Genomic DNA, 13,365 nt, shown 5'->3' with positions numbered 1-13,365 from the left:
TGTCAGCTTCCGATCGTTCGGCCGAGCAGGTGGTAGAGATCGACGCGCGGCGGGAGGACGTTGAGTAGGTGCGCGGAGGTGTAGATGACCGCGAACCCTGTTGCGTACCGGTGTTTTTCGAGGAGCCGGTCGAAGGCGTGGGAGATGAGTTGGCCTTCGGGGGCGGCGATTTCGTAGGCGGTGATGGCGATGGTGAGCGCGATGAGTGCTCGTTCGCCGGTGAGGTGGCGGCGCATCAGACGACCTGCCATGTGGCGCTGGTACGGTGCCCGGCCTTCTTCGATGGCGAGAGCCTGCGAATGAGTCCCTCGTTGCTGGCTGCCCTGAGGGCGTTGCTGACGGCGTTCGTGGAACCAACTTCCGGCAGGTCAGCGGTGTCGAACGTGTAGCCCGTGCCTTTCGCGATCATCTCGTCGAGGGCTTGGTCGACCTCTCGCCGGTCGGGCTCGCGGTATGGGATGCCCGCTTCGCGGAGAGAGACGGCCAGACCTTTGGGCGAGTCGCGGCCGAGGCGTTTGGTGATCGTCTCGAATGGCAGATCGTCGGCTTCGAGCCACTGGAAGTCTTCGCGGAGCTTGGCTTCCCGAATGGCCCTGGAGAGTGCGGGAGCCGTGATGTTCGACTCGCGGCGACGCGCCATGATTTCGGCGAAGCTGAGGTCTTCTTCGACCTCGTAGTCAATAGCCATGGGCGCGACGGCCTTTCGTGCTCTAGTGCGAGTTGGCTGCGTGGAAGCAACCCAGAAGAATCGCCAGCGCGAGAATCATGAGTGCGAGGCTCATTCTTCGATCTCGATCTCTGTCTCGTTGGGGAGCACGGCACGTTCTTTGCCGTGGGTGGCCATGATGTCGGCGATGACGTAGCTGCTGAAGTACTCGACGCTGAGGAGTTTCGACCGTTTGCGTTTGCTGCCGGTGCCGGTGATCAGCGTTTTGCCGTAGTGCTTGTCGGCGAGGTGTGCGGCTTTCACTCGAGGTGCTCGTCGACGAGGTCGAGGAAGTCGGCGATGCTGATGACCGAGATGCCGCCGGACTCGTCTTCACCTTCGACGACGTACTGGAACACCTGCGCGAGGAGGTCGACAAGGACGTCCTTGCGCTGGTCGTCGAGGTGGGCGGTGCGGGAGAGGAGGAACTTGCTGGCGCGCAGGGCGGGCTTGGGCATGGTGTTCACCATTCGGCTTGACGGGTGCGGATTTCGGGGATGCCGACGCGGAATTCGTGGGCGATGGTGCGGCCACGGTTGCGGAGGCGGATGTAGATGCTGCCGTGGCGGCTAATGTCGGGTGAGCCGCTCCAGGACCTGTCGAGGATGTCGGGGTTGTCGGCGAGGATTCGTTCGCGCAGGATGACGGCCAGGGTGGCGATGTCTTCGACTACGTCTTTGTGTTGCGTGCCGATCCTGACGAGGGTTCGGTCGGGCCCAATGGAGATGTGCGTCCAGTAGTTGTCCGGGAGTCGGATTTCGAATTTGGGCGCGCAAAGTACAGCGGTCATGGGGTGCTCGAATCCTGTCGTGGGATCAGATTTGAGTGAGTGCCGCCATTCCGGTGATGGAAAGTATTGCGAAGGCGGCTATTTCGGCCCTGTAGCGCATGCTTGAGTAGCGCTGATTCGTGGTGAAGTCACGAATAGCGTCGATCAGTGGGAAGCATGCGAGGGCGGTGAGTATTGCCCAGCATGTCATGCGGCGCAGAGTCCCTCTCGGACGTAGCGGGTTTGGATTCCTGGGCGGACGGTGTTGCGAGTGCTTTGTGCGGCGTTGCGCCACAGGATTATGAAGGCTTCCCGTTCGATGGATACGGATGGCGGCCTCGGGCGTCCGCCGCGTCGCTTGTATCCCTCTTTGGTGTAACGGTTGTGTCCGTTGAGGCATTTCTTGCAAGGTAGGTCGGACCATCGACGGTGGCGCTGATAGCCTGTCGCTGAGCCTTTCCGGTCCCTGCAAGCTTTCCCCGGTTGCAGTGGTCCGACGAACGCTCTTGGCATGGTTTAGAACGTAATCGAGGTGTCCGCTAAGTGCAACATAGCGGACACCTCGTGTGATGCAGATCACTTTCCAGCTAATCGAGCCTGGTCACAGCCACGAGATCCGACACCAACGGCAGCCGCAGAAACCCCTCCGGCGACTTCCCGCTAGTCAGATACTCCTCCGAGAACAACGCATACGCCTCATCGCAATACGCAGCCATAAACGACCGGGACACCTGCTGCACCTTCCCCCAGGTCAGCACATCGAAATAGCCATCCCGATAGCCGACCACCGGCACATAGTGGCCACCCTCCGACCGGGCACCCCGCACGATCGACCACGGCTTCCCAGCGTTGAACTGATCCATTGCGCTGGAAGGGAATTCGATCCCCACACCCACCGCACCGAACAGATAAGTGGCCTCGATCAGCTGCCGCACATTGCCCGGCTCCAACGCCGCATACGCAGCGACCTTGTGCCGCCGACCAGCCGCGTCCACGACACCAACCTTCCGCCGATACGACAACGCCTGCGCCACATCCGTACCCTGATCGGTGCTCGGGTCGGCCGGATCGAACCCCGTGACGGCCGAATAGTCCGACAGCACAGCAGAATCCGTGAAAGACACTGCCCGGCCGTTTGCGCCCGCCCACAGCATCGTCTCGTGCGCGGCCCCCGCAAATACACAATCCCCGAACCGATCGTTAGCGAGCATTCCCCAACTGCGCGAAGCGTTTTCGTGACCGAAGCTCGGCGGAGGTGTCGGCAGCCGCGCCGCGTCGAGATAGTTGGCCAACTTCAGCTTCACCGCACCCTCACGTGCGGGCAGCTTCCCAAACTTCATGGGTTCTCCGTATTCAGTTGTAACTCAACGTATTACGCGTCCAACGGCACTTCTTCACCGAAGGTCTCAGGGGCCAGCAGGAACAACGTGTCCACATTCGGAGAGCCATACTGGATCGCGCCGTCACCCCACTCAGGAAAGCCGGGATAGAACCCAGGCTGCCGGGGGAAGCCGATCTCGTTGCCGAACTCATCCAGGACCGCATTCGGGCCGTAACCCAAATGCTTCGCCTCCCAGAACCACGCGACACGCACCAGCCGCTTCTCCGGCAGCAGCTTCACCACCCGGCCCACCTTGAACGACGACGTGTTGCCGTCCCGCGCCCCCCGGCCGACAATGCAGCCGGGGGCAATCTCCTGACCAAGCCAGTTCTTCACGCGTTCACCCACTTGCGGACCACGACCATCTCCTCCACAGGCTTGACGCGACGCACCTTCAACCCACACTCACGCGGTGCCAGGACCTCCTGAAGCTCCGTCAGCGGATTGGCATAGGTCCACGCGTAGTGCTGCCCAGACGGGCCGCGCGTGATCACCTCCACGCACTGGTTCCAGCGAGTCTTGCCAACCACATAGGAGTCGACGTACTCGAAGCCAGCGACCGGGCCTTCCAGCCCATCCGTCAGCCAATCCCAGTCGATCGACTCCAACAGATCAGTCAGCAGGTCCTGCTCGGCCCACAGCTCCGCCTCCGTCACGCGGCCACCGCCTTCATAATGTCCTCGTAGTAGGAGTCAGCCAGGGTCTGGAAGTCCTTGTGCGCATGCTTCGGCGACAGCATCAAGGATCGCGCTCGATTGCACGCAAGGCATCGGCGGTAACCCTCACGCGCTCCACATGCAGTGGTGTTCGCGGCGACCAGTAGATGCCCCTGCGGACAGTGAGTCTTGTTGGCTACGTGATGAATTCCATTTCGAACCCGATCTCGCACGTTCTCACTGCGCGTACCCCAGGCAAGGTTCCCTGGCGTGTTGTTTGCGGGGTTGTCGTCGAGGTGGCGCACCTCCTGACCCTCCTTAGGCTCTCCATGGAAGGCGCGGGCGACCAGCTGGTGGACCAGCCACGGGTTCGCCCGACCTAGGTTCACCCGCAGGTGGCCACTGGGTGTGGGACATGGCTTGAGTACATGCCCTTTCGCGGGTCTCGTCACGCCGGTAGCGGTTGTCAGCAGTCTCGGAATCGAGCGGACGCGGCCCTGGTTGGACACCTCATACGACCCCACATAGCCGGGGACCGGCAACCACGACTCGGTCATGCCGCCACGGCTTCCGTGGACTCGAGATCAGCCACGCCCTCGTCCAAGACGCGGGTTTCATGAGCGAAAAACCGTGGACTCTTCGCCTTAGCCAGGAACGGTACGAGCCCTTCAACTCGGATGACCACCCCTTCATCGACCAGGGTCTTGTCCGGGCCAAGCGAGAGAGTCTCGTAGCCGAGGTCACGGAAGCGGACATCAAGGAACTGATCCACGTCGAAGTCGGAGTGCTTGCCACGCCACAGGACCGGGACCGTATTCAGGCCATGGTCGCGGGCGAACTCGACAACCTGATCCCACGAAAGGTCAGTCAGGCGGCCCTGTGGGTTGATTTGAGCGACTCGATAAACGAACAGTTCGTGAGTGCCCTGCGGCAGGCCATAGTGGTAGTCCTTTTGGATCTCGGCACCGTCCGACGTGTAGCCGACCAGTTCGCCGAAGACAATGAAGCCTTCCGGCAGGATTTGGCCCAGCTTCGAACCGAACTCCGACCAGATGTCCTTCGCATAGAAGTGCTGCTGGCGAGGGTTGTTCACGTCCTTAAGGACCCGCCTGGACCCGAAGACGTGGTCGTAACCGGTTTCCTGGACGCGGACGCCGAGTCGTTTGGCGATACGGTCACGCCACGGAAGCTCGCGCGCCACAATGGTGTTCGCGCCGCGCCACGATGTGCCGTGATACTTGGCGCTCACGATGATCTCGGTGTCAGCGGAGATCTGGTCGCGGACGCGGAAGTAGTTGGAAGTGTCCACATGGGTGTGGAAGTGCTTCCGGTCGACGCGCGAGAAGGTCCGGCCCTTGTTCTTCTCGTTTAGCGCCTTCTCAGCCTTGGTTGCAATTTCGTATTTCCGGCAGATCTCGTGGTCGCCGATGGTGTCGAAGGTGTCGCCTTCGCGCAGCTCGCTCACGTCAATTCCCGTGTAGGCCACAGACTTCAGCGGCAGCAGCATCGCGTCCGAGCGGTGTCCGGCGAACTTGATCGCCTTGATTCGCCGGTTGTCCTCGAGGTAGCCGACTTCGGTCGGGTCGTCGTTGCGGTCGCTGTGCTTGTGGAGGTTGTTGCGGGCGGCGAAGTCCTCCGACAGCTGCGCTTCGGCCGGGAGGAACACACCCAGGTCGCCGACGCTCCAGTTGTCCTTCTGCACGATCGCCTGGTAGCCGTGGACCGGCACACCCACGATGAAGTCGCGGCCCTTCAGCGGCACGATAGCCGGGACGCGGACGATGGTCGCGCTGTAGTTCTCGTTGATCGGCTTGTCGAACTTCACTTCGATCTCTCCCTATGAAATTGTCTGGGGCAGTTCAGAATCCGCGCCATACATCGCGCAGAAGGCTATTGGCTTCGTCGAGGATGTCAGCGAACTCTTCATCGCTGTAGTCGTCGATATCCGAATCGCTGTACCGATAGCTGTAGCGGAGATCGTCGTCCAGATGGTTCTCGACAATCCTCCGAGCGATGCGCTTCATCTCCGAAGTGAGCGCCATCAGAACTCACGCCCCATGAACAGGTCCGCGACGGCACCGAGCTGTCGGGCGGCTTCGTTGTAGATCTCGACTATTTCCGTGGGGGTGAAGTCGTCGATATCGCCTCGCTCGCCGACCATGCAGAACTCCAGCTCGGAGTCGAGATAGCCCATGACGACATCCTTGGCGATCTTTTCCATTGCGGGCGTCAAAGCCATCAGAAATTTCCTTCAGCTACTTGGAAGCATTTGAGCCCCAACGCTCTCCACATCTCCACGACCTGATTGCGGTCATCGAAGACGCCGAGGACGTTGTACTGACCCCGGATGTGCTTGTTGAACAGGTCGAGCTTCACCAGCGAGTCGCGCCGGTTGTCACCCTTGGCGCGCATCAGCAGCAGTCGGGGCTGAATGCCATGATCCTCGAGCCATCGCGCGGTCTGCTCGCGGCATGATTCGTCGCGGCCGGACATGACGATGATTCGACCGAAGCTCTTGAGCGCGTTGTGAACTCGGATCACATCGAAGTCGGGTTCGTCTTCGCCGACCCGGTCCCAGTCGAAAGGTGACCGATCTCGAAAATGGGCAAGGGTGCCGTCGATGTCGAAAATATAGGCATCCTGCAAGTCCAGCTGGTAGCTATATGGCTCGATGGCGCTCAGGTTGTGGCGTGGCGTGATCGGCTTCCACTTGCTGGCCGGGAACCGCTGTGCCATGCCGTCGATGGCGCGCGGGTCGACGTACCGGCCACCGGCATCGCGGCGGGCTTCGTTGCGGGCCTTGCACAACTCCACGTCCGCACGGAAGTCGACGTTGGAGAAGTCGACGCCGAGAGACTGCGCCAGGTCGGCCCAGTCGCGGGCGTAGGCACGCAGGTTGGTGTCATGCAGCACAACCGAAGTACCTTCGTGCACAAGCGCTTTCACGGCGGCCTTCATGGCGACAGTGACGACGTTCTCCTGATCGTGTGTCAGGACGCCTTCGCCGTCGAACAGCATGGCCCGGAAGTCGTCGCGGGACAGCGCGGCCCGGTCCTCATCCTCCGCGACCCACTGGCGGGCCCACGTGGTCTTGCCGCTGCCCGGCAGGCCGCGCGTAATAACGATCTCGGTCATGCGGCGGCTCCGATGTAGCGGAGGCCGTAGTTGGTGCCGCGTTTGACGACCTGCCAGCGGCCTTCCACGGTGCCGTCGATGACGCGGCCGGAGTGGTGGATCATGTCGAGGAAGTCCTTCGCGAACATCGGGTATGACGTGCCCTCGGCCGTCTCGACGATGAACCGGACGGAGGCGATGCCTCGCTCGTAGTCCATGACGGTGAGGGCGGCGGTGAACGGTTCGTTGTCGCGCCATTCGATCCGGCCGCCTGGGGACTGCACGGAGGCGATCAGGTTGCCGTTGACGTACGGGGCAGCCTGGGCAGTGTTCTTCATCCGGCGTACCTGATTCCGTAGGCAGATCCTCGGCGGCAGACGATCCACGAACCGACGAAGGCCAGCGGTGCACCCTCGGTGATGCCGATACCCAGATTGGGGTTTTGGAGCATCTTCACCAGGTCGGCGACGAACATCGGGTACTTGTGGCCGTTGGAGTCGGCCAGTTCAACGACGGCGGTCTTCGAGGTCTCATACTTGCCGACGACCCGCAGCGACGACCTGAACGGCTTATTGTCGCGCCATTCAAGGCCGTTGAGCTGCAACATCCCGGCGGGGGCGTGACGCAGCAGGCTGCCGTTGAAGTACGGCGCTCGCTCGACGGCCATCAGTCGCAGCTCGAGCTGTAGGAGCTGCCGCTGTCGCAGGACGAGCTGGACGAGGAGTCGCTGTAGCTGCTGCTGCCGAAGTCGAAGCTGGAGAAGGGGTTGCCGTCGATGACGCCGCCGGTCGCGTAGCTGGAGCTGCTGCTCGAGCTGTAGCCGGGACGCTTCTTCTTGTCCTTGTCGTCGCGCTTCTGCATTGGATGCTCCTGACAGTTGTTGTGGTTCAGTCGTTCTCGAAGACGAGCACTTCGCCGACCTCGTGTAGGTGGGCGATGACGCGGTCGAGTTGGAGGAGGAACGAGAGCAGATGGGCCGGTCCGAAGGTGGCGCACGTGCAACCGGCTCTGAGCTTGTTGAACTCGTCTTCGGTGACCAGGTCGTCGAACCGCTTGTAGGCGTTGCGCCAGCCGTCCGGGTCGCAGATCAGGAACCCTTTGCTGATCGCCCACATCTGCGGATGCGCCTTGATGGTGGCCATCAACGCTTCTGGATGTCGGGGACCAGTGACTCGGGCTTGAAGTTCACGACGTAGTGGTCGGCCGAGACGTTCGCGCCGTCGAGCTGCTCAACCAGGTAGGTGACGTTGTCGGACAACCCCAGGTAGTCCTTCTTGTAGTTGTCGGGACCGAGCTTGCAGGTCACGGCAACCTTCTGGGCGGCGCTGGCATCGAGCGAGCAGAAGCCTTCGATCGTCAGCAAGTACTTGTCGGTGATCGCGTTGATGAACACCACGCGGCGGAGGATCTCGAAGTTGTCGGACTTCTTGGAGATGTTCTCCGACGCGATGTCGGCGCTGGTTGAGCAAGCGGTCAGGGCAGCGCCGCCGGTCAGGACGGCTGCGGCCAGGGCCACGGACTTGACGATGCGGGTCATGCCTTCACTCCTGCGTTGCGGATGTCGTTGAAGCAACCGAGGATCAGGGCGGCTGCGATGACTGGAAGTGCCGCGACACCAACGGTTTCGACGATGCCCGTGACCGTGAACATGATGTTGTCGATCTCGCGGCGAATCGAGTCCATGAATCCACCTTCGCGACCCACGGCCGCGAAGGTGAGGCTGGCGGTGGTCACTTGCGGCTCTCCTTGTAGAGGACGTAGCTGCCGACCGCCAGGCAGGGCAGCCACAGCGGGATCAGTACGAGCGCGACGACGACGCCGAAGATCGCCTGGCCGATGGTGAGTTCGGCAGCGAGCCAGTTGAAGAAGACGGACCCAGCGAGCGAGGCGGCAAGGATCAGGCCGATGATGAAGTAGGCGGTAATCATGCGATTCTCCGATAGATGCTGGTGGTGATTGCTTGAACGGATTCCGTTGTGCACGTGGCGATTTCGATGTGCACGCCGGGTGGTTCGTCGGGTTCGGCGATGCGTTTGCGGAGCGGCATCGCGACCACTTGGCTGTCGTCGCGGAATCCCACACCGTTGATGGCGTCGGATATTGCGCGAGCGAGTTTCTCGATGTCGGGCCGTTTCACTGCTGGCGGTGTCGGCTTCGTTTTCGGGGTGGCTTTCGGGCGCGGCATCACGAATTCGAGGCCCATCACGACCGCGCCCTCATGCATCGGCATGTCGCTGTTTCGGGCGGCGGCGTTGACCGCTTCTCGCCACGGCTTCAACCGTTTCGACGATTCGATCATCCGGCCGTTGCCGACATGCCGTTTGCTGCCTTGGGGCGCTGGGTGTCCGGGGACGAACAGGGTGGTCACCATGGCTGGAGTTCTCCGTGGGAGATGCGCCGCAGCCGGGACAGGGCTCGCTTGTAGTAGCCAGTGCTAGGCATTTCCGGTACCGGCACTCCAGCCCACACCATGCCGCGAGGATCGAAAGTCAGTGCGTACGTGGCGCATTCACGCGGGACCTTGCAGCCGGTGCAGGCGAGCACTACTTCTGTTTGTTGCCCGCCGCCTCGGTTGTCGGCTTCCCACTGCGCCCATTCCTCGGGCGTGGACGCGGTCCGGCATTTCGCCAGACGCATCCAATCGCGATCCCTGTCACCCAAACCCCAACACCCAAACCCTATTAAGTTGTGTCACATAGCTATTCGCGCACGGTCTCGTTGATGAGGTGTGCGAGTTCCTCGGTGTATGTCAGGTCGACGCCTGGAATCTGCAACGTCGCGTAGGCCGCGTGCTGCCCAAACATCGCGTAGTCCAGTAGCTCGGAGATGGCCAGCGCCACATCCAGCCCGGCCGCCTGCAAGCCGTGCCCGTGAATTCGGGCGGCCAGCTGCTGCGCCCACCATCCCGGATCGGCGACCGAGAACGCCTCGGTCAGATCCGCGAACGAACGGAGCAGGCTGTCGCCGGGCAGGGAGCAGATCGGGTCGCGCGGCTGCGCAACCTCCCAGATCGGAAAGTCGCTGGGCCACGGACCATGCTCACCCGCAATGCCGTAACCCAGATTGCTTCCGTCGATCGATTCCCAACCGTCTGCCCGCGTCGGGTTGGCGACCAGGCCAGCGAACGCGATCTCCACGTCCGGGTAGTCGCCGCGCTCAATGCCCTCCAGGAGTCGGGACACGACCGTCGCGCCCTGCGAGTAGCCGAGCAACCCAACGCGATTCGTGGTGGAGCGGATCTCGTCGAGCAGGGCCTGCACTCCCTGCTCGACGGACCGCACGTAGTCCAGGCCGAGCGCATTCGCCCCGCCGACCGGACCGTACGACGCCGGGTAGGCGACGTTCCACACCGCGAACCGGGCCTCGTCCAGGTGGCGGGTCACCTCGGCGAGCAGCCCCACGGGCCGGTCACTGCCCGGCGGGGCATGCTCGCCGGTGCCCGCGACGCACAGGACGTCGATCACTCGAACTTCACCCGGCCCTCGGCGAGGGCGGCGCGGAGACGCTCGCTGGCGGCCTTGTTCGCCGGGTCGACGACAAGGACGTTGGCCAGCCGGGTCAGGTCGGCTGTCAGCTGCTCCGGCGACCGCAGCTTCGCAGCCGCCTCGAGCGCGGTCTTCGCTGCCATCGCGACCCGACCGACCTCGATGAAGCTGTCGAGATCCTTTTCCGGGATGCGCGGCGACCCGAAGGACCCGTTCGTGATGTGCCAGGTGGTGGTGCCTGGGATCTTCTCGACCTGCGGCAGGTCCACGAGGGCGGCGGTCCGGATGTTGCGGAATACGCCGTATTCGTATGAGGATTCGTCGGCGGTGACGCCGTACTGCTCGCCGGACCCGTCAGGGTCGGTGACGACGAAGGCGCGCTTATCGCTCGTGGCGTAAGGGTTTTCGCCGACGCGCACGATGGTGAACTTCGAGTCAGTCACAGCTGGGTTGTCCTTGCCTGTCAGAAGGGGGCGTCCATACCAGCGTTGGCGGTGCCGGGGCTACCCCACACGTCGCCGCCGCCAGCTGCGTTGCGCAAGCTGCCGCTGTCGCTGGAACTCTTGGTGATTTGCACGGTCGCGAACTGAACGGACGCACCGATTTCGGTGATCTCCATTTCGATCACCGTGCGCTTTTCGCCGTCCTTCTCATAGCTGCGCTGCTTGAGATTTCCGGTGACGATTACGCGCGAACCCTTCTGGAGGGAATCGGCCGCGTTCTCGGCGAGCTTGCGCCAGGCGGTGCCGCGCAGGAAAAGCGGTTCGCCGTCCTTCCACTCGTTGGTGTTCTTGTCGAACACTCGCGGGGTGGAGGCGATGGAGAGGTTCAAGTAGGCTGCGCCACCCGAGGTGAAGCCGAGTTCGACATCGTTGGCGATATTGCCGACAAGGGTGAGCGGAGTTTCTCCAGCCATATTCTCGTTCCTCTATTCAGTTTTCGTCGCTGGTGCGGTATGTCGATGTTTATCGTAAGGGCAGGTGCGCTGAAGAACGCACCTATGATGCCCCTCGATTGCGGTTAGGCCGTGATCTTCCGGATGAAGTCGGCCACGTCTTCCGGCCCGTCCGCTTCGTAGCTGACTTTCTGGCCGTCGCGCAGGGTTCCCTGGATACGGACGTTGATGGCGGCGTTCTCGTAGGTGTAGGACGAGTAGTTGTAGCCGTCCTCACCTTCCACCACGATGGCCACGTCGGGTTCGTCGCCGTTGCCGTTGTAGCTGCCGCTGGTAGCGACTTTCAGGCAGCGGCGCTTGTACTCGTTCTTCCAGCTCATTGCTTCTCCTATCCGATGCGTGCGATTTGGCCGCGCCAGGGCAGGGTGACGACTGCGCCTGCGGGGCCGGTGCGGTTCTTGCCGAGACGGATCTCCACGTCGCCGGTCCGTTCACCGTTGACGAGCGGATGATGCAGCAGCGCAACAACATCCGCGTTCTGCTCAATGTCGCCGGACTCTTTCAAGTCAGAGGTGACGGGCGGCCGATTCTCCTGCTCAGTGCCACGGTTGAGCTGGCACGCGAGCAACACGACGATGTCCAACTCTTTCGCCATGACCGAGCATTGCCAGGAGGCGTGGCCGATCGCATCGCGGCGCGACATCCCGTTACGGGTCGCCTTGATGAGGCCGATGTGGTCAATCACCAACAGCCCCAAACCAACTGACTGCTGCATCTGCTCGGCGTACGACCGGATCTGCTCAATCGTCAGTGACGACTTGTCCAGCATCCACAGTGCTGTCGAGTCCGGCCGGTCCGACTCCATGTAGGTCTGGACGCGGCGGGCGGCGTTGTCGTCCAGCTCGCGGCGGGTGATCTGCCCGTAGTGGGCTTGCGAACCTGCCGCGACCATCCGTGACGCCATCTCGAGGTCCGGCATCTCCAAACTCGCCACCAGCACCGGGCAATGCTTCTCGGCGACATGCTGGGCAATGTTCAACGCGGCCACTGTCTTTCCCGCGCCGGGACGCCCGGCGAAGATATAACTTCGCTTGGGGTGCAGTCCGCCCGCCAGCTTGTCGTTCAGGTCCTCCCACGGCGTGCTGTAGACGCGGCGCTCCGACACTGGCTGGTGCATCCAGCTCCACCAGTCGCCCAGCACCTCCGAGAAGCTGCGGACGCCTTCCGGCATGGGGGTCCGCAGCATCGTGAACGCGCTGGCGTCGAGTCCGGCGGCCACATGGTCGGCGGAGTCCTTGCCGACAGCCGGTTCGACGATCACCACATCGCAGTGGTCGCGCAGCAACTCGTGGACACGCTTGGCGTGAGTCAGGCCAGGATCGTCCATGTCACGCACGACCAACACGGGGCGGCCATGCAGCGGGGTCCAGTCGAACCGGGCCGGGTCGGTCATCGCGCCCTGCGGCGGCGACACAGCTACCTGCCCAACCGCCTGCAACGCCCGCACATCCTTCTCGCCCTCCACGACGAACACCGGCATGTCAGGAACATCTTTGGGGATCGTCTCGACCGCGAAAAGCGCTGTGCCAGTTTTATTTCCGCCCTGCGCGAACCGCTTCTTGCCCGTCTCGCTGTCGTACCAGCGGGTGACCTTGCGGCCGTCGCCGTAGCTGTACTCGGTTTGCTTGGCGTCGAACAGGTCGGACATGGCCAGCCCGAGCTGCTCGAGCACCGCATCGCGATCGTCGTTGTGCACCCACAGCAGCACGCCGTCAGCGGTGCGGCGGAAGGTGGTGCCTCGGTCGCCGTGGCCGTGTCCGGGAGTCTGCGCGGAACCGAAGTCGCCTTTGTCGTCGACTACGACTCCAGCTCCGCGCAGCGCCTGGACCAGCCGCTCATACGCGGAGGTTTCCATGCTGGGTCAGCCCACCAGCTCGTCGACGGAGTGGTAGCCGGTGGTGACGGCCTGTGTGATCGCCTCCGGCCAGATGCGAGTGTCTTCCATCCAGCCGCCGTAGTAGCCGTTGGAGCTGTTCCGGAAGCTGAACACCGAGGTCTGCTCACCCCACATTGGATGTTCTGTGATCAGCCGGAAGCCGTAGCACTGGATCACTTCCCAGCCTTCCCCGACTTCGCTCTCCTCGAGGTCGATCTCTTCGGCGGACAGGATCGGCCCGTTTGCGAGCAGCTTGTCCGCGCCGACGAAATCGTGGAAGTAGCTGTGCGAGCAGCAATCTCCGTACACACCGAACGCGGTCTGGGTGCCGTCCGAGGCGGTGAACTCCAGGTAGTCCTCGTTGATGCGGATGCCGACGATCTTCTTGCCAACCAGGGCGTCGATAGACACTGTTCTGCTCTC

At 62.6% G+C, this 13,365-nt stretch carries 28 protein-coding genes; all 28 read right to left on the bottom strand.

The features are described 5' to 3' along the window. Window positions 1-2: 2 nt before the first annotated feature. The 28 genes from ACFRAQ_RS34685 to ACFRAQ_RS34550 all read right to left on the bottom strand — a co-directional run bounded on the left by ACFRAQ_RS34685 (window position 3) and on the right by ACFRAQ_RS34550 (window position 13,353). Window positions 3-251: a hypothetical protein gene (locus ACFRAQ_RS34685; protein WP_379107291.1), complete on the bottom strand. Its 249-nt coding sequence runs from the start codon at window positions 249-251 to the stop codon at window positions 3-5. Next, complete coding sequence (locus ACFRAQ_RS34680; protein WP_379107290.1) at window positions 236-688, bottom strand: hypothetical protein; 453 nt, start codon at window positions 686-688, stop codon at window positions 236-238. The genes ACFRAQ_RS34685 and ACFRAQ_RS34680 overlap by 16 nt, the downstream gene beginning before the upstream one ends. Window positions 689-778: 90 nt before the next feature. Beyond that, window positions 779-970, bottom strand: coding sequence for a hypothetical protein (locus tag ACFRAQ_RS34675; RefSeq protein WP_379107289.1), 192 nt, complete (start codon window positions 968-970; stop codon window positions 779-781). Further along, window positions 967-1,164 (bottom strand): hypothetical protein, encoded by a 198-nt coding sequence (locus ACFRAQ_RS34670; RefSeq protein WP_379107288.1) that lies wholly within the window; start codon window positions 1,162-1,164, stop codon window positions 967-969. Before ACFRAQ_RS34670 ends, ACFRAQ_RS34675 begins: the two co-directional genes overlap by 4 nt. A gap of 5 nt (window positions 1,165-1,169) precedes the next feature. Further along, a complete protein-coding gene (locus ACFRAQ_RS34665; protein ID WP_379107287.1) occupies window positions 1,170-1,496 on the bottom strand; it encodes a hypothetical protein in 327 nt (108 codons plus the stop codon). Window positions 1,497-2,062: 566 nt separating this feature from the next. Then, the gene (locus tag ACFRAQ_RS34660) at window positions 2,063-2,815 is read right to left on the bottom strand and encodes a hypothetical protein (protein WP_379107285.1); all 753 of its coding nucleotides are present in this window, start codon (window positions 2,813-2,815) and stop codon (window positions 2,063-2,065) included. 32 nt (window positions 2,816-2,847) lie between these two features. Continuing rightward, on the bottom strand, window positions 2,848-3,192 hold the full coding sequence (locus tag ACFRAQ_RS34655) for a hypothetical protein (RefSeq protein ID WP_379107284.1): 345 nt from the start codon (window positions 3,190-3,192) through the stop codon (window positions 2,848-2,850). After that, entirely contained in the window at window positions 3,189-3,512 is a 324-nt protein-coding gene (locus ACFRAQ_RS34650) for a hypothetical protein (RefSeq protein WP_379107283.1), read from the bottom strand. The genes ACFRAQ_RS34655 and ACFRAQ_RS34650 overlap by 4 nt, the downstream gene beginning before the upstream one ends. Further along, complete coding sequence (locus ACFRAQ_RS34645; protein WP_379107282.1) at window positions 3,509-4,069, bottom strand: NUMOD4 motif-containing HNH endonuclease; 561 nt, start codon at window positions 4,067-4,069, stop codon at window positions 3,509-3,511. Before ACFRAQ_RS34645 ends, ACFRAQ_RS34650 begins: the two co-directional genes overlap by 4 nt. After that, on the bottom strand, window positions 4,066-5,337 hold the full coding sequence (locus tag ACFRAQ_RS34640; RefSeq protein WP_379107281.1) for an RNA ligase family protein: 1,272 nt from the start codon (window positions 5,335-5,337) through the stop codon (window positions 4,066-4,068). Before ACFRAQ_RS34640 ends, ACFRAQ_RS34645 begins: the two co-directional genes overlap by 4 nt. 34 nt (window positions 5,338-5,371) lie before the next feature. Continuing rightward, complete coding sequence (locus ACFRAQ_RS34635; protein ID WP_379107280.1) at window positions 5,372-5,554, bottom strand: hypothetical protein; 183 nt, start codon at window positions 5,552-5,554, stop codon at window positions 5,372-5,374. Then, complete coding sequence (locus ACFRAQ_RS34630) at window positions 5,554-5,751, bottom strand: hypothetical protein (RefSeq protein WP_379107279.1); 198 nt, start codon at window positions 5,749-5,751, stop codon at window positions 5,554-5,556. The genes ACFRAQ_RS34635 and ACFRAQ_RS34630 overlap by 1 nt, the downstream gene beginning before the upstream one ends. Further along, window positions 5,751-6,647 (bottom strand): AAA family ATPase, encoded by an 897-nt coding sequence (locus tag ACFRAQ_RS34625; RefSeq protein ID WP_379107278.1) that lies wholly within the window; start codon window positions 6,645-6,647, stop codon window positions 5,751-5,753. The genes ACFRAQ_RS34630 and ACFRAQ_RS34625 overlap by 1 nt, the downstream gene beginning before the upstream one ends. Further along, complete coding sequence (locus tag ACFRAQ_RS34620; protein WP_379107277.1) at window positions 6,644-6,964, bottom strand: hypothetical protein; 321 nt, start codon at window positions 6,962-6,964, stop codon at window positions 6,644-6,646. The genes ACFRAQ_RS34625 and ACFRAQ_RS34620 overlap by 4 nt, the downstream gene beginning before the upstream one ends. Beyond that, window positions 6,961-7,293 carry a hypothetical protein gene (locus tag ACFRAQ_RS34615; protein WP_379107276.1) on the bottom strand — a complete coding sequence of 111 codons (333 nt, stop codon included), beginning with the start codon at window positions 7,291-7,293 and terminating at the stop codon, window positions 6,961-6,963. The genes ACFRAQ_RS34620 and ACFRAQ_RS34615 overlap by 4 nt, the downstream gene beginning before the upstream one ends. Beyond that, window positions 7,293-7,487: a hypothetical protein gene (locus tag ACFRAQ_RS34610; protein WP_379107275.1), complete on the bottom strand. Its 195-nt coding sequence runs from the start codon at window positions 7,485-7,487 to the stop codon at window positions 7,293-7,295. Before ACFRAQ_RS34610 ends, ACFRAQ_RS34615 begins: the two co-directional genes overlap by 1 nt. A 26-nt stretch (window positions 7,488-7,513) precedes the next feature. Next, entirely contained in the window at window positions 7,514-7,768 is a 255-nt protein-coding gene (locus ACFRAQ_RS34605) for a hypothetical protein (RefSeq protein ID WP_379107274.1), read from the bottom strand. After that, window positions 7,768-8,163 carry a hypothetical protein gene (locus ACFRAQ_RS34600; protein ID WP_379107273.1) on the bottom strand — a complete coding sequence of 132 codons (396 nt, stop codon included), beginning with the start codon at window positions 8,161-8,163 and terminating at the stop codon, window positions 7,768-7,770. The genes ACFRAQ_RS34605 and ACFRAQ_RS34600 overlap by 1 nt, the downstream gene beginning before the upstream one ends. Continuing rightward, window positions 8,160-8,360, bottom strand: coding sequence for a hypothetical protein (locus ACFRAQ_RS34595; RefSeq protein ID WP_379107272.1), 201 nt, complete (start codon window positions 8,358-8,360; stop codon window positions 8,160-8,162). The genes ACFRAQ_RS34600 and ACFRAQ_RS34595 overlap by 4 nt, the downstream gene beginning before the upstream one ends. Continuing rightward, complete coding sequence (locus tag ACFRAQ_RS34590; protein WP_379107271.1) at window positions 8,357-8,554, bottom strand: hypothetical protein; 198 nt, start codon at window positions 8,552-8,554, stop codon at window positions 8,357-8,359. The genes ACFRAQ_RS34595 and ACFRAQ_RS34590 overlap by 4 nt, the downstream gene beginning before the upstream one ends. Beyond that, a complete protein-coding gene (locus ACFRAQ_RS34585) occupies window positions 8,551-8,997 on the bottom strand; it encodes a RusA family crossover junction endodeoxyribonuclease (RefSeq protein WP_379107270.1) in 447 nt (148 codons plus the stop codon). Before ACFRAQ_RS34585 ends, ACFRAQ_RS34590 begins: the two co-directional genes overlap by 4 nt. Further along, window positions 8,991-9,263 (bottom strand): WhiB family transcriptional regulator, encoded by a 273-nt coding sequence (locus tag ACFRAQ_RS34580; protein WP_379107269.1) that lies wholly within the window; start codon window positions 9,261-9,263, stop codon window positions 8,991-8,993. The genes ACFRAQ_RS34585 and ACFRAQ_RS34580 overlap by 7 nt, the downstream gene beginning before the upstream one ends. Before the next feature lie 62 nt (window positions 9,264-9,325). Further along, window positions 9,326-10,090 (bottom strand): PE-PPE domain-containing protein, encoded by a 765-nt coding sequence (locus ACFRAQ_RS34575; protein ID WP_379107268.1) that lies wholly within the window; start codon window positions 10,088-10,090, stop codon window positions 9,326-9,328. Further along, window positions 10,087-10,554 (bottom strand): hypothetical protein, encoded by a 468-nt coding sequence (locus tag ACFRAQ_RS34570; protein WP_379107267.1) that lies wholly within the window; start codon window positions 10,552-10,554, stop codon window positions 10,087-10,089. Before ACFRAQ_RS34570 ends, ACFRAQ_RS34575 begins: the two co-directional genes overlap by 4 nt. Window positions 10,555-10,574: 20 nt before the next feature. Continuing rightward, window positions 10,575-11,027: a single-stranded DNA-binding protein gene (ssb, locus tag ACFRAQ_RS34565; protein WP_379107266.1), complete on the bottom strand. Its 453-nt coding sequence runs from the start codon at window positions 11,025-11,027 to the stop codon at window positions 10,575-10,577. A gap of 104 nt (window positions 11,028-11,131) precedes the next feature. Next, window positions 11,132-11,386, bottom strand: coding sequence for a hypothetical protein (locus tag ACFRAQ_RS34560; protein ID WP_379107265.1), 255 nt, complete (start codon window positions 11,384-11,386; stop codon window positions 11,132-11,134). 8 nt (window positions 11,387-11,394) lie between these two features. After that, window positions 11,395-12,921 (bottom strand): DnaB-like helicase C-terminal domain-containing protein, encoded by a 1,527-nt coding sequence (locus tag ACFRAQ_RS34555; RefSeq protein ID WP_379107264.1) that lies wholly within the window; start codon window positions 12,919-12,921, stop codon window positions 11,395-11,397. A gap of 6 nt (window positions 12,922-12,927) precedes the next feature. Next, window positions 12,928-13,353 carry a hypothetical protein gene (locus tag ACFRAQ_RS34550; RefSeq protein WP_379107263.1) on the bottom strand — a complete coding sequence of 142 codons (426 nt, stop codon included), beginning with the start codon at window positions 13,351-13,353 and terminating at the stop codon, window positions 12,928-12,930. Window positions 13,354-13,365: the final 12 nt, after the last annotated feature.

The organism is Nocardia sp. NPDC056611, from assembly GCF_042792755.1.
GTDB lineage: Bacteria > Actinomycetota > Actinomycetes > Mycobacteriales > Mycobacteriaceae > Nocardia.
Note: the sequence above shows the minus strand (reverse complement) of the source record. Positions and strands in the feature narration are given on the sequence as shown.